General features: G+C 35.2%; 15 protein-coding genes. All 15 read right to left on the bottom strand.

Annotated features, from left to right (window positions below):
- Positions 1–5 precede the first annotated feature (5 nt).
- The 15 genes from ACFSR3_RS04040 to ACFSR3_RS04110 all read right to left on the bottom strand — a co-directional run bounded on the left by ACFSR3_RS04040 (position 6) and on the right by ACFSR3_RS04110 (position 14,235).
- Positions 6–1,466, bottom strand: a complete 1,461-nt coding sequence (locus tag ACFSR3_RS04040) for a capsular polysaccharide export protein, LipB/KpsS family (RefSeq protein ID WP_379819836.1) — start codon at positions 1,464–1,466, stop codon at positions 6–8.
- A 65-nt stretch (positions 1,467–1,531) separates the two neighbouring features.
- A complete protein-coding gene (locus ACFSR3_RS04045; protein WP_379819837.1) occupies positions 1,532–2,080 on the bottom strand; it encodes an acyltransferase in 549 nt (182 codons plus the stop codon).
- A complete protein-coding gene (locus ACFSR3_RS04050) occupies positions 2,067–2,846 on the bottom strand; it encodes a HisA/HisF-related TIM barrel protein (RefSeq protein WP_379819838.1) in 780 nt (259 codons plus the stop codon). The genes ACFSR3_RS04045 and ACFSR3_RS04050 overlap by 14 nt, the downstream gene beginning before the upstream one ends.
- Positions 2,846–3,460, bottom strand: a complete 615-nt coding sequence (hisH, locus tag ACFSR3_RS04055) for an imidazole glycerol phosphate synthase subunit HisH (RefSeq protein ID WP_379819839.1) — start codon at positions 3,458–3,460, stop codon at positions 2,846–2,848. Before hisH ends, ACFSR3_RS04050 begins: the two co-directional genes overlap by 1 nt.
- Positions 3,457–4,602 carry an N-acetyl sugar amidotransferase gene (locus ACFSR3_RS04060; RefSeq protein WP_379819840.1) on the bottom strand — a complete coding sequence of 382 codons (1,146 nt, stop codon included), beginning with the start codon at positions 4,600–4,602 and terminating at the stop codon, positions 3,457–3,459. Before ACFSR3_RS04060 ends, hisH begins: the two co-directional genes overlap by 4 nt.
- A 31-nt stretch (positions 4,603–4,633) precedes the next feature.
- Complete coding sequence (locus ACFSR3_RS04065) at positions 4,634–5,374, bottom strand: oxidoreductase (protein WP_379819841.1); 741 nt, start codon at positions 5,372–5,374, stop codon at positions 4,634–4,636.
- Positions 5,367–6,290 carry a Gfo/Idh/MocA family protein gene (locus ACFSR3_RS04070; protein ID WP_379819842.1) on the bottom strand — a complete coding sequence of 308 codons (924 nt, stop codon included), beginning with the start codon at positions 6,288–6,290 and terminating at the stop codon, positions 5,367–5,369. The genes ACFSR3_RS04065 and ACFSR3_RS04070 overlap by 8 nt, the downstream gene beginning before the upstream one ends.
- Positions 6,287–7,006: an acylneuraminate cytidylyltransferase family protein gene (locus ACFSR3_RS04075; RefSeq protein WP_379819843.1), complete on the bottom strand. Its 720-nt coding sequence runs from the start codon at positions 7,004–7,006 to the stop codon at positions 6,287–6,289. Before ACFSR3_RS04075 ends, ACFSR3_RS04070 begins: the two co-directional genes overlap by 4 nt.
- A complete protein-coding gene (locus ACFSR3_RS04080) occupies positions 7,006–8,055 on the bottom strand; it encodes a nucleotidyltransferase family protein (protein WP_379819844.1) in 1,050 nt (349 codons plus the stop codon). The genes ACFSR3_RS04075 and ACFSR3_RS04080 overlap by 1 nt, the downstream gene beginning before the upstream one ends.
- Positions 8,042–9,154, bottom strand: a complete 1,113-nt coding sequence (gene neuC, locus ACFSR3_RS04085; RefSeq protein ID WP_379819845.1) for a UDP-N-acetylglucosamine 2-epimerase — start codon at positions 9,152–9,154, stop codon at positions 8,042–8,044. Before neuC ends, ACFSR3_RS04080 begins: the two co-directional genes overlap by 14 nt.
- Positions 9,151–10,173, bottom strand: a complete 1,023-nt coding sequence (gene neuB / locus ACFSR3_RS04090; RefSeq protein ID WP_379819846.1) for an N-acetylneuraminate synthase — start codon at positions 10,171–10,173, stop codon at positions 9,151–9,153. Before neuB ends, neuC begins: the two co-directional genes overlap by 4 nt.
- A gap of 40 nt (positions 10,174–10,213) precedes the next feature.
- Positions 10,214–10,837, bottom strand: coding sequence for an acetyltransferase (locus ACFSR3_RS04095; RefSeq protein ID WP_379819847.1), 624 nt, complete (start codon positions 10,835–10,837; stop codon positions 10,214–10,216).
- The gene (locus tag ACFSR3_RS04100; protein ID WP_379819848.1) at positions 10,827–11,969 is read right to left on the bottom strand and encodes a LegC family aminotransferase; all 1,143 of its coding nucleotides are present in this window, start codon (positions 11,967–11,969) and stop codon (positions 10,827–10,829) included. The genes ACFSR3_RS04095 and ACFSR3_RS04100 overlap by 11 nt, the downstream gene beginning before the upstream one ends.
- A gap of 2 nt (positions 11,970–11,971) precedes the next feature.
- Complete coding sequence (locus tag ACFSR3_RS04105; RefSeq protein ID WP_379819849.1) at positions 11,972–13,159, bottom strand: UDP-N-acetylglucosamine 4,6-dehydratase; 1,188 nt, start codon at positions 13,157–13,159, stop codon at positions 11,972–11,974.
- A gap of 14 nt (positions 13,160–13,173) precedes the next feature.
- Positions 13,174–14,235: a lipopolysaccharide biosynthesis protein gene (locus ACFSR3_RS04110; RefSeq protein ID WP_379819850.1), complete on the bottom strand. Its 1,062-nt coding sequence runs from the start codon at positions 14,233–14,235 to the stop codon at positions 13,174–13,176.
- Between the last annotated feature and the right edge of the window lie 2 nt (positions 14,236–14,237).

The following is a 14,237-nucleotide window of genomic DNA, read 5'->3' on the forward strand; positions in this document are numbered from 1 at the left end:
AGGGTTTAATTTAAATTATTAGGGGCGTGGGTTTTAAAAAACAGAGAGAGATTTGCTGCAATTTTAGTAATATTAGTATCATAGTCTATATCATACAAACTCATTCTTCCCTGAAAAAAATCTGTAACCCCTTCATGAGTACTATTTAGAAATGCAAGGATGAATTTATGAAGCCTGAAATCATCTTCATATACAACACCAATATTATTGTAGATAATTTCTCTCAAATCTTTAATGTTTTTAATATAATTTACTCTTTCACATACATTAAAAAACATATTCCCAAAAGTATAAACTTGTTTATTGAGCATTATAGCTTCAAATCCGGCAGTACCGTTAACCATGAAAACTCCTATACAACTCTTAATTATTTGCTTTCCTGGAATTTCCGCTTTTAGTACCTTAATATTGGGCACATTCATTAGCTTAACATAATCCAAATAATGCCTATATCCAATAAAATGAGGATGATCCTTTACATATAAATATGTGTTTGGTGGTAACTGCGAGGCAATATTTACAATAAGCTTAATCTGATTTTCATAAATCCCATCTCCAAGATACAATACTGTAGCCTCAGGTTCAAGATTCATGGAATAATAATAATAATTCTTAGTAGTGTCTAAATCATCGAATTTTACATGTAACTTATAATTAATTATATTCTTAAGCTTGTCCCATGAATTATTTTTACTAAATAAATAGTAATCTATATTGTCTTCGATTTTACGAAGTTTATATCTGGCTCTCTTATTAATCAAATAGTCTCTAAAGGATTTTTTAAGTAAAGAAAAATAATTAAAATTACTTTTTATCTTATCTCCCAAAAACACATTATATGATTCCCTGAAAGTATTAACAAAGCTGTCAATTCTTTCTTTATTATCAAGAATATCTTTTTCAGAAATGTATGACATTCCAATATTAATTTCAGGGGAGAAAGCTGTATCCTGCATCAATAAAATATAATTATATTGCGATTCAGCCTTTATCATCGAATCATAACAATATCTTGCGTTATTAGAAAGACATAGGAACGATGCAATATGATTCATAAAAAGTGAAGGTGGTTCATGGTAAAAGAAATCAATATTGTGTAATTGGAAAATTTCTTTCCATACTAAATATTGAGATTGAGAAAGCAGTAAAGCCTCATCATATTCCAACAAGCTAAAACCTCTGTCACTTTGTATTGAAGAATTAAGACTAAATCGTCCCTTTGATTCGGCAACAATTAGCGAATCAATTTCTTCAAGCGTTTCCATATTTACTCCCCCATTTAACTTAGAGCCGACCAAATCCTGAAAAATGTAGTCAGCTTTTATCCCATATTTATCTATAAGTATTTTCTCCTCATACTGTGAGTATGCAACATGTATTATATTAAATTCATCCTTCATTTTGAGGGATAGCGAGGCATACAACTCAGTAAGTTCACTGCGATCAAAAAACAAGAGGGTTTTCATTTATAGAAGAATGTTTAAAACTGAAATATTACTTATTTGGATATTCAAATCCAGCTAGGCAATCCTTATATTTTTTTTATTACTTTAGCTGGGCTACCTACTGCTACCACACCATCAGGGATTGATTTTGTAACAATTGAACCTGCACCTACAACAGAGTTTCTGCCTACAGTTACACCAGGCAATATAATAGCATTAGCACCTATCCAGCATCCATCTTTTAGCACTACCGGCTCATCAGGATAATATCCCTGATCAATAAGTGGAATATCCGGATCATCAAATTTATGATTGTTAATATAAATGTGAACACCACAGCCCATCATTACATTATCTTCAATTGTAATAGAAGTATCAAGGCTTTCGGATTCTCCAAAAAGCATAACGCCGGGTCTTATTACAACACGATCGCCTATTTTTATTTTTGAACAGCCAACTGCATATGCACCTGGACGAAACTGAGCCGTGTCAGCAAAGAACTTGAATTTGCTCTTACAAAGGCATATCATTTGCTTGGCATAAAAAAGTTTCCAATGTGTAAAAGGCATATCCGGTCCCAACCTATCTGCCCTCTTATTATATTTTATCTTATTATATATATCAATTAACAGCATGCCAGTTAGCAATATTTAATTTTGTTTCTAAAATTTTTTTCCTTGCTTTTGGCAATCCATCTCCAATAAAATTAAAGAGATTAGCCGTAGCCACAGCACTTACACCGTTTAATTCCAGACCTTCTATAAGATGACTTTCATTGCCTGCTCCCCCTGCAATTATCAGCGGAAGCTTTATATCTTTTTCAAGATTCTTTATGGTTTCGAAATCATAACCAAAACCTGTTCCGTCCTTTTCTATAGAATTCAGATAAATTTCTCCTATCTCAAGCGTTTCAAGATACTTTATATATTGCTGTAAAGACATATCAATTTTAGTGCTTCCATCATTGATATAAACTTCAAACTCTCCATTAACTTTTTTATAGTCAATAGAAGCAACAATACTTTGCGAGCCATACTGTTTTACTAAAGATTTTACAACCTCCGGAGCTTCAATCAAAGCAGTGTTAAGCACTATCTTATCGGCACCGCTTTTAAAAAGCAGTTCTGCATCCTTTGCTGTTCTTATACCCCCACCGGCGGCTATGGGTATGAAAACATCATTAACCAGATCAGAAACTGTTTGTGCAAACTCTGTAATAGACTTGCCCGATTTAGTAGCATTAAGTACTATCAGTTCATCCAGTGAAAATGCAATTGACTGGAATTTATAATTTTTTTCAAGCCACCCTAAATTCCCTACCTTTTGCAGTCTAAAGTTACGGCTTTGCATAAAAAAGCCTTCACTATATATTAGCGTGAAAATTATTCTCTTTCTTAACATTAGAATTTATCTATAAAATTCTTTAATAATCTCAACCCGTTAGTCTGACTTAATTCCGGATGAAATTGTGCCCCGGCTATATTGCCAAATTCAAAGCTAGCTACAAAATCATCCTGATAATTACAATAACACTGATTAATATCTGCATTACTTGTCATCCTGTAGCTATGTGTAAAATAAAAATCGGCAGGCTCTTCTGTAAATCCTTCAAACATTTTAAGACTGTTATTTATCTTAACCTGATTAAAACCTACGTGAGGCACTTTTACAAGACTATTGTCAAACTTTTCCACACGTCCATCTACATATCCTAAACCATCATTGTTACCATCTTCAGTACTCGACATCCCGAGTAACTGCATTCCAAGACATATTCCCAGTAATGGTTTCTTATTGTCAACCACAATTTCATTAAGATACTTGTCTATATTTTTTTCCCTGATTTGAGTAATGGCTTTACCAAAAGACCCAACACCGGGCAGAATTATTTTATCAGCGCAATTCAGTGTGTCAAAATCAGAGCTAAGAACAACATCTTCAACTCCTATATATTTTAATGTACTGACTATGGAACGGATATTCCCCATTCCATAGTCAACAATTGCTATTTTCATATTTCAAAATCTTCTCCTGGCGTAAACTTAGGTTCCCATATACCATCAACCTTTTCAAATAAATCTTTATTAGCGTATTTATCTAAAACGGCATCAAACTCTTCTTTAGTCATTTTATAATAATCAAGATAGATATCAATTAAATCGTGTGGATATGCATTATCATACATCTTCACAAGATTAAGTGCCTGGTCTCTTGTCATAGAACCTCGCCTGATTTCAATTCCGGCATCCTGAGTAGCGCGGCCAAAACCAAATTTAAGATACATCAGGTAGGCATGTAATGAATAAAGCGCCTGGTCGTTTTGAGCAAAATTTGTAAATGTATCCACATTACCTTCATCCTTCTCAACAAGTCCACAGTGTTCTTTAGCAACAACATAGTTCCTGTATGAATCCCATGGTTCGAAATATGACCAATGCGTAAAAGCAAGTCCAATTTCAGAAACTTCTTCATCTGTCGGGAATTTAAAGAATGATAATTCAGCTTCACTTATATCTCCATCTTGTTTGATTCTATCAAAAACTTTTTCATGTCCTCCTTCAAGGTACACCTTCTTCATATAATCTATATTATATAAAGCCTTATTTTTACTTTCAGTAGATCCTCCATATTCAACTTCTCCATCCTCACCATAAAACAATAAACCGATATTATAGTTCGCGGCAGTTTTTATTACAGCAGTCATAATAGCGATTAGCCAGCCATAATAAGGAAATCCTTTTTCTATAAAGCCATATTTATTTAACCTGTCTAATACTTTAGGGTTAGGCGAAATATGAATATGATCATATCCTGATTGAATGAAATTAAATAAATTCTGATCTCCAATAGGAAGTGACAGTGCCGGACGCACAGTAACAGCAAGAGGAGTCATCCCGTACTTATGCTTTAGCATGTAAGCTACGTATGATCCGTCTTTACCACCACTTACAGGTACTATACAGTCAAAATTACCAGTTTTAGATTTGTATTTATCCAATAACTCTTCCAGTTCTTTTTGTCTTGGTGCCCAGTCAATTTTCTTTTTCTCTTCCATCCACTGGCATGCATTACACCAACCTTTCTCATCAAAAGTAATTCGTGGTCTGGTAGACATATTTAAACAGTTTTTACACCAGGTAATCTTCTTAGTACTCATAATAGATTGTATATTGATTTATCTTTATCATTTAAATTGCGGTCCATCCGCCGTCAATAGCTAAATTCTGGCCAGTGATATATCCCGCTTCATCCGATAGCAGGAAAGCAACAGATGGAGAAATATCTTTCGGAAGGCCCATCCTCCTCATGGGAACCTTTTTGTTATAATTATCTACAAAAACCGTATTCTGATTATCAAATATTCCTCCGGGCGACACTGTATTCACTCTTACCCCGTCCGGTCCAAGATATGATGCCAGGTAACGTGAAAAATTAACAATACCTCCTTTAATCGCCGAATAAGCTGCAGGCATTGTCATTTCTGTTCCGTCATAAACTGTAAAATCTGGACCAACAATACCGTATACCGAAGACATATTTACTATAGAGCCACTTTTTTGCAGTCTCATTTGTTTAGAAACCTGTTGCGCAAAATAAAAATAGCTATTAAGCTGCCAGTCTACATTTGATTTCCATGAAGCATACTCAATGTTTTCAAATTTGGCACCCCAATCTTTAGTTCTTGGGTAAGCGTTATTTACCAGTCCGTCTATCCTTCCCAACTTTTCGACAATCAAACTTACACAGCTGTTTATCGATTCCGGATCGGTTATATCGCACCTGATAGCCGAAAGATCATCAGTGGTCTCATGGTTTATATCGACATTAATGCAAACAGCCCCCTCAAGAGAAAGCTTGCTTATTATCTCTTTACCTAATAGGCCGTTACCTCCGGTAACAATTATAATTTTATCCTTTAATTTATTCATTGCTAAGGCATAATTTTAGCACTTCTACAGACTCCGCAAAAGTATTCATTTGTTCTTTACCAACCTTTAAAGTATTGATAAAATAATTCATCTGATCTGTATATGTTTTTAGAACACCAAAACTGTTATCTGAAAATATAATGGCACGATTATTATCCGTTATAGTGTTTCGTATAAGATCAACTGTCCAGGTCTCATCCTCAAACAAAATCTCTATAGTTCTTTTTGCATCCCTTCTGAAATAGTTCATTACAATATTTGCTGCAAAACCATCATATTCAAAAAGGTAATTTGCATAATCGTATGCTTTTATTTCCAGAGAAGAAACATTCCTTTTAATAGAAGATGTTTTATTTGGTTTTCCAAAAAGCCAGTACGTATAATCTAATTCATGAAAAAGATCCAGATGGACGCCTCCTCCCATTTCTGGATTAGCACTGTAAATTTCCCTGAAGTTTTTACCGGGCCTCCAATCCGGAAGATACGATCCGCAATATATATTTACTTCATTTATGCGTTTTGGGCTATCACTTAGCTTTTTCTTTAAAAACTGCAAACAAGGGTGAAATCTTAAATTGCAGGCAACATAAGAAGCTGATTTAGAGCTATCCACTTTTTCAATCAGTGCATCAATATTCTCAAGAGAACTAACCGGAGGTTTCTCAATAAACAAGTCAACGCCCTTGTCGGCAAGAAGTTCAATAAAGCCGTAATGTAAATTTGTCGGATTTGATATTATTGCAAAATCAAAAACTGTATCTGTATCGTCAAGATCATAAATATTTGTAATACCTTCAACTATCTCTGAACCAGGTTTAGAACGAAGCGCAAATATATTAACCTGCCCGCAAACTTCTTTAAGGGCGTTAATATGCTTCGTAGCAATAGAACCTAATCCTACAATTAAAATATTCATAATTTAAAATCCAGTTTATCATTTAACAGCAAATATTCCATAAACGAAAAATCTATTGGATGGTCAAGATCAAAACATATATGTGGCATAACATACACAATAGATTCATCTGTTATGGGTGACTTGAGATTCATATCAAAAAATTCCCTTTTGTACCAATAAAATGAAGCATTTAGCTCATACACTTTTGGTGCCGATTGCCTTGTCATAATGCTGCCGTCGGGATTTTTCTTTACAAGCGAATAAAATCCGTTTGCATTCTCTTCAACCATATTAAAATAAGGGTTCCTTGCGGCTGGATTAACCGAAAAAAGTGTTTTTGCAGTTGAAGCCATAATCATTTTAAGAGCCTCCTCTAAATCATCAAGAGTCCTTAATGGTGAGGTAACATCTAAATCAAGAACATAATCATAATTATGCCCTTCCAAAGATTCCTCATATAATACAAGGTCTTTTATAGTATCTATTTTTCCGGCAGCATCGGTTGCTAAAAAATCGGGCCTGATATAATCGGTCGTTATACCACAAAGTGCCGCAGCATCCCTGATAGCACTATCATCTGTAGAGACGGCAATCTTAGCATCATATCTTTCAGCAAGTCTTTTTGCTACTGTAAGAGAATATTCAATAAGAGGTTTTCCTGCTATAGGTTTAATATTTTTACCGGGTATACCTTTAGACCCTCCCCTTGCACAAATAGTGATTAATATTTTCATTAAAATTTAATATTTTGAATATCAGACTGCGCCTTATTGAAATCTTCATGTTTACCTACATCAAGCCAGTATCCTGAAAAAGGATAAGATATAACCTTAAGCCCATTTTGAATAAGAGCCTCCATAAGGTCAGTAGCGTTATAAAAAATTTCATTAGGAATGTATTTAAGCACCTCTTTTTTCATGAGATAAATACCTCCATTAGAATAATATGTATATGTAGGCTTTTCTTTAAAGCTCTTAACTTCCGTTTCATTCCCGGTTTCAAGTACAGCATAAGGAATATTAACCTGATAAGGGATGGTCAATACAGCAAGATCAGCGTCTTTCTTTATAAAATCCAGGAAAAAATGTTCATAATCAATATTGGTAAGCAAATCAGAATTTGTTACCAGTATATAATCATGCTTAAAATTATTTATCTTAGACACAGCACCAATAGTTCCAAGCGCATCTTCTTCCCATATATAATTGATTTTTATATTCCTGTCCTCTCCTTTTCCAAAATGAGTTTCTATTTGCTCACCGAGATATTTTACACAAAACCAAAAATCATCAATCCCGTACAAAGCAAGCCGGTCTACATTATGTTCCATTATTGCCTTATCGCCTACTTTCAGTAATGGTTTTGGAACCGTGTCGGTAAAGGGTTTTAGCCTTTGTCCTCGCCCTCCCGCCATCACAACTGCATCAATAGGCAGATATGATTTTATATTCCTGAAGTTAATAATATTAACAACACGATGGTTTTCATCCAATACCGGAACAATCCTAAAGTTATCTTCCCTGTACTCAATAATTCTATTAAGATTGTTTTCTCCTTTGGTGATATATCTTGGATTACTCTGGATAATATCGTTTACAAGGCTATCAATTGTAAACCCCTTTATAAGTCCTCTTCTTACATCTCCATCAGTAAGCGCACCTATAAGCGTATCTTTTTCATCAACCACAAAAAGTATCGCATCATGTGATAATTCGTCAAGCATTAACAGTGCCTGCCTAACCGTACTACCGGTAAGAATAAGATGGTCTCTATATATTCTCATAAGACTCTTTTATAATTTTAATTATAGCGCTTACAGCACCATTTTTATAGTAGACATTATCTCCTCTAAACCCTCCATTTTCAGTTGCCTTTTTTACTGAATCACAAATAGCCTCAGCTTTAAAAGGTGTATCAAAGATGTTATTGCTTTGAGCCCTACCTTTTTGTCTGTCGCCAACATTAACAACGTACTTTCCAAATGAAGCAGCTTCAATAATTCCGCTTGATGTATTACCTAATAAAAGCTTAGCATAATACATTGCCGAAAAATAATTCACTTTTCCAAAATTTTCAATAAGCAGTATCCTTTCCGGATAAGCCGATTTTAATTCTATAATCTCTTCTCTAAAAATAGATCCAAGTGTATCAGCATTTGGCATCGTGATGACCAAAAACAATTCTTTGCTTATTTTCTCTAAAGCCACTCTCATTTCCCCGGCATAATCATGGTTAACTTCCGCTCCAACTGTTTCGGGATGAAATGTTACCAATACAAACTCTTCATTGGGTAAAGAAAATTTTTCATAAAAAGGCTTTTTTTCAATCGGCTCAAACCGTGCTATATCATCAAGACTTATAGAACCAACACTAAAAACTCCTGTATCAGTTCCCAATAAAGAAATTAATTTCTCAGTAAAAACATCAGCAGCCGTAAAGTGCAATACCGAAGCTAACGAGATCTGATGCCTGTAAATATTATCTATAGCACCAAGCGTAGTTTCACCTCCATGAATATGGCCGAACTTAACTCCAAAAGGTATCCCCGCCTGAACTGCTGCACTCATTTCGAACCTGTCACCAAGACAAAGCACAAGATCATAAGAATTAGAGGTCCAAAAATCAGCGAACTTTAAGACCGTAAGCCCATACGATGTACTTATTGCCTGCTCATCATCATTAGATAGCAGAGATGAAATTTTATGTATCTTTTTATACCCGTCTTTTTCAATATCATTTACCGTATATCCATGGCTCTTTGATAAATGTGTTCCAAAGGCAATTATTTCGACAGAAAAAAAACTATCATTCTTTATCTTCTCCAAAAGAGGAAGATAAATTCCGTAATCGGCTCTCGAACTTGTTAAAACACCTATTTTCATGCAATATCTGTTTCTAACAGTTTATCAAATCCTTTCTTATCCGCAGTAAGCCTTTTACCCACAACAGCATTCCATCGCATTGGCGATATTCCATCTCCGGGTCTCAACGCCATAATATCATCATCAGTAATAATATGCCCCATAGGCAAATCCCTGCTAATATGGATACTCTTTCTGGCAATGGCTATATTTTTCATTTCGCTGGCACTCGGTTCCTTTATACCACTACCGCTAATAGCAAGTTCAATGTTTCTTATAGCATTAACCATTTGCTTTAATTCATCGGGCTCAAGAGATGCCACATGATCGGGTCCGGGCAAAGTCCTGTCAAGAGTAAAATGTTTTTCAATAATTACTGCACCCATTGCAACTGCAGCTATAGGAACTTCAATTCCTAATGTATGGTCAGAATATCCCACTTCTACATCAAATTCTTTACTGATGGCCAACATCGCTTTAAGATTAACATCTTTCATTGGGGTAGGATACTCAGTATTACAATGCAATATCGATATCCTTTCTTTTAATAAACCTGCGCCCGTTAAAACACCAACAGCATCTTTTATCTCCTGCTCAGTACACATACCTGTTGATAATATTACCGGCTTATTAAAAGAAGCTATAGCCTTGAGGTAAGGATAATTTGTAATTTCACCACTTGGAACCTTAAAAAGTTCCAATCCCAGATCATTAAGGTAATGAACACCATCTACATCAAAAGCAGTGGAAAAGAATTTTATGTTCCTTTCTTTACAATAAGCCATCAATTCAATGTGATCCTCATGGCTTAACTCTAGTTTTTTGAGCATGTTATACTGAGAATCATCACTGTCTCCAATGTTCTTACTCTGATAATCGGCTTTCTTAGCGTCACGGCTCACCAGTTTATCGGCTTTAAAAGTCTGAAATTTAACATAATCAACACCTGCATCAACACCTGCATCAATTAATTTCTTAGCCATTACGATATCGCCGTTATGGTTAACTCCCGCTTCCGCTATTATTATAACTTTACTCATATCTGTGTTTGCCCGGCCTAAGGCCCGAGCATATATTATACTATATATATTTACCGGGATTACCCACTATTTTCATACCGTCTGGAACGTCGTTTATAATTACAGAACCTGCACCTATTACAACATCCTTTCCAATATATATCCCTTGCCTTACAACTGCATTAGCTCCTACAAAAGTTCTTTCGCCTACTGTAACATTGCCTGCTAATACAGCTCCGGGAGCAATATGAACCGTATCTCCCAAAACACACTCGTGTTCCACAATACAACCGGTATTCAAAATAACATTGTTACCTATTTCAGCAAAAGCATTAACAGATACATTTCGATTGATAAATGTTCCATCTCCTATTTTTGCAGTTTTTGAAACCGATGCGGCTTTACTTATTACTGCAAGCAGCTTTTTATTGTGATTTACCACCAGCCTGGCAATTTTTTCACGCAAAGCATTGTCACCAATACCTAACATAAAAGAAACATCCATTTTCCAGCCCTCAAAGCCTTCATTGCTTTCAACACCAATATATGTAAGACCAAAAGGATTATTTTCCGGTATAGTCCTGTCCGCATATCCAACAATATCAATACCTGCCTCTAACGCCGCTTCAGCGACTACAAAACCATGGCCAGAATACCCTATTAATATGGATTGGTTAGCGTACACTACTTGGTATATTAACAATTCTTTCTTCTAAAAACAGAGCATTCTGCTGACTGTCTTTCTGACAATTTGCATACATAGGCAATCTGAACATCAATTGCCAGATTGGCCTTGTCATGACACCGTTCTTGTTTGTATCGTTCAAAAACAAATCCCTTTCCAGCCTGTTCTCGAGTTCTACACACATTAGCCAGTAATTAGCTTTGGTGTCAGGTGTTTCAGTTCTGAATTTTATGCCTTGGTTTAAAAAATAAGCCTGGTAATCTTTAGCCAGTTCTCTTTTGTTTTCAAGAAATGCATCAAGCTGTTCAAGCTGAGCACATGCCAAAGCCGCATTTAAGTTTGGCATCCTGAAGTTGTACCCTATCTCGTCATGAACAAATTCATAAGGATGGGGAACTTTGGCAGTAGTAGTAAGGTATTTACCTTTTATCCCCAGTTCGATATCATTAGTAACAATCGCACCGCCCCCTCCGCTGGTAACAATTTTATTGCCGTTGAAAGAAAAAACACCTAGTTTACCCAAGCTACCTGTAGGCTTACCTTTGTATGAACTCCCTAACGATTCGGCAGCATCTTCAATCAATGTTATTTTCCATTTATTGCAAACTGCCAAAAGTTCATCCATATGCACCGGAAAGCCAAAAGTATGCATAGGAAGACATACAGCTATTTTTTTTCCTGTTTTCTTATTATAAGTACCATCCTCTCTCAATTCTGCATTATCTGTAAGGAATGCTTCAAGAGCTTTTGGAGAAAGGCCCATTGTATCAAGATCTACATCTACAAAAACGGGTGTAGCACCATTGTATACAATTGCATTTACTGTTGCTATAAATGTTAAGGCCTGGGTTATTACCTCATCGCCGGCATTAACACCCGCTAGACGCAATGCTACCTGTATACCGGCAGTACCGTTTACAACAGCTACAGCCTTCTCAGTTTTAGCTATGCCACACATCATTTCCTCAAAACGGTCTACATAAGCACCAACAGATGATACAAAAGTAGAATCGATGGTATCAAGTAAATATTTCTTTTCATTCCCGTTAAAAACAGGAGCATGAAGCGGCGTAAAATCTTTATTATTATACTGCTCTTTTATAAATGATATTACAGAATTAAAATCGCTCATGATTACATTTTTGAATCTAAGTATTTACCAGTCTCTTTGTGTCCGAAGTTAGGGATCATTTCATGGAACAAATCCACAATCTGCTCTTTTGCCCATAACCCGTCAGCTTTCATTTTATTTATGGAATCTGTAAAATATTCCAGCTTATTTTGATCAAAACTCTCTTCGTTTTTTATAACTCCAAGATTTTCAAACCTCTCCATATCCAAAACTTCATTATCCGTAAAGAATTCCTCAAAGTCTTTCTCTCCCGTCGTATCACTTCCTGCAAACAGGCAAGGCCATTTTTTCTCGGCAATAAGTCTTTCAGCATTATCCCTTGCTTCATCTTCAGATTCGCACAGGTATGGTTCATAACCAAGCTCTGCAAGGTATTTCACCGCAATATCAGCAAAAGAAATAAGGTGCAGGCTCTCGCTAAGTTTTGGAAAGAATATATCACGGTTCTCACCAAAAATACACGACATTAAGCACAATTCACCTGATTCTTTAGGTGTTACAAAATAGCGTTTGATATCATTTGGCGCAACAATAGGCTGCTTTTTAAGTATTCTTTGATTAAATCCATGAAGAAGCGAACCATCAGAAAAAGCAACATTAGCAAAACGTGCAGTAGATATTTTTATATCCCTGCTTTTTCGCATAAGGTACATTTCCATAATACGTTTAGAAGCCCCCATCATGTTAACAGGATTAGCAGCTTTATCAGTAGAAACACAAAAATATTTTTTTGTGCCATTTGCTATTGATTGTTCCAGCGTTTTTTCTGTATTGAAAACATTTACTTCAATCATTCGCATTAGAGTAAATGGATCTTTTTCACTTCTAACATGCTTTAAAGCCGATAAGTTAAGCACATAATCGTATTTCCCGTCAGACTTAATAAAAGCATCATATTCTTTTGATCCAATATCTAAAGCAAAAGTCTGGAAATCACCATCAATATAACCAAAAGAACTTCTTAAATCCCTAACAAGCTCTACCATGTTGTTTTCACTTATATCAACAACATGAAGTTTAGCCGGATTTCTTTTAAAAATTTCTTTTGTAACCGCCTGACCAATTGATCCTGCCCCACCAATCACTAAAAAAGAAGATTTTTTTACGATACTACCTAACTCATCTTCATGATTAGTAATATCATTTTCAAATATCTCGGCACTTCTTCCAATAAGCTTAATAACGTTCATATTATTTTTTAAATCTATTCTTTCATTAAAATTCCATACAGTCTCCTCACTATAAAATACATAACAGCAAGAAAACCTCCAATAAACCCACCAAAAACAATACCTTTAGCCTTACCAAACCTTTCCTTTTTAAGCGGATATATAGGCCTATCAATAACCTGTATAAGCGGCGTTTCTTTCCTTAATGTAACCTTAGCCAATTCGGTTTGTTTAATAAGTTCAGTAAGTATTGTAGTATTAGCCTGAACATCAACCTGCTTCCTTACAGAAGGTACTCTCTTCACATTTAATGCGGGATTAAGGGCAAAGGTTCTGTCATTAGCAACTGCAACACCAGAAATAGAACCATTTAATTCCCCTCTGATTGAATCAAGTTGCCTTTGAAGGATTTCCATATTTATTTTTGACTTCTCCGTCTTTGTTTCAATGTAAAAATCAGACACTACATTTGCCAAAGACTCAGTAAAAACTTTCGAGAAATGTTCGTTAGTAGATTTTGTTTCAATGGAAATCATACCAATTTTTTTATCTTTCTGCGATACATCGAGATTCGCAGCTGATAAGTTCTTGAAGATCAACTCTAAAACACTGTCCTGTTCTCTAGTAAAACTATCCCTGTTTGCGTAAGGTAAGAATTTTAAGTTTTTAATTTTAGGCAATTTTTTCCATCCATCTCTCCACTTATTTTCCTGAATATACATTTCTGCTAATGATATTTTTTTACCATTTACAGCTATATCCGTCAAAAGAGTTTGTTCAATCATCTTCCTTGATTTGAACAGTGAAATTAAATTACCACCTGCAAAAGCACCTCCTGCTCCTCCGCCTACATCTAATCCAAGCTGTCCAACAAGTCCCAATGCACCGCTTGCTCCTGCATTATCTTCTTCAAGAGCAAAAGTTAAGGTTGCAACATAAATATCTTTTTTCATTAAAGAATAGCAAACACCTAATGCTGCTCCTAGGATGCCTGCCAAAAAAATAAATTTAAATTTACTGAGAATAAAATTAAACCATCCTTTAATTTCAAGTATTATAGTCTTAAAGGTTATTTCATCAGTTTTTATATCGTTCATAG

It is taken from the genome of Flavobacterium suzhouense, from assembly GCF_042684765.1.
Lineage (GTDB): Bacteria > Bacteroidota > Bacteroidia > Flavobacteriales > Flavobacteriaceae > Flavobacterium > Flavobacterium suzhouense.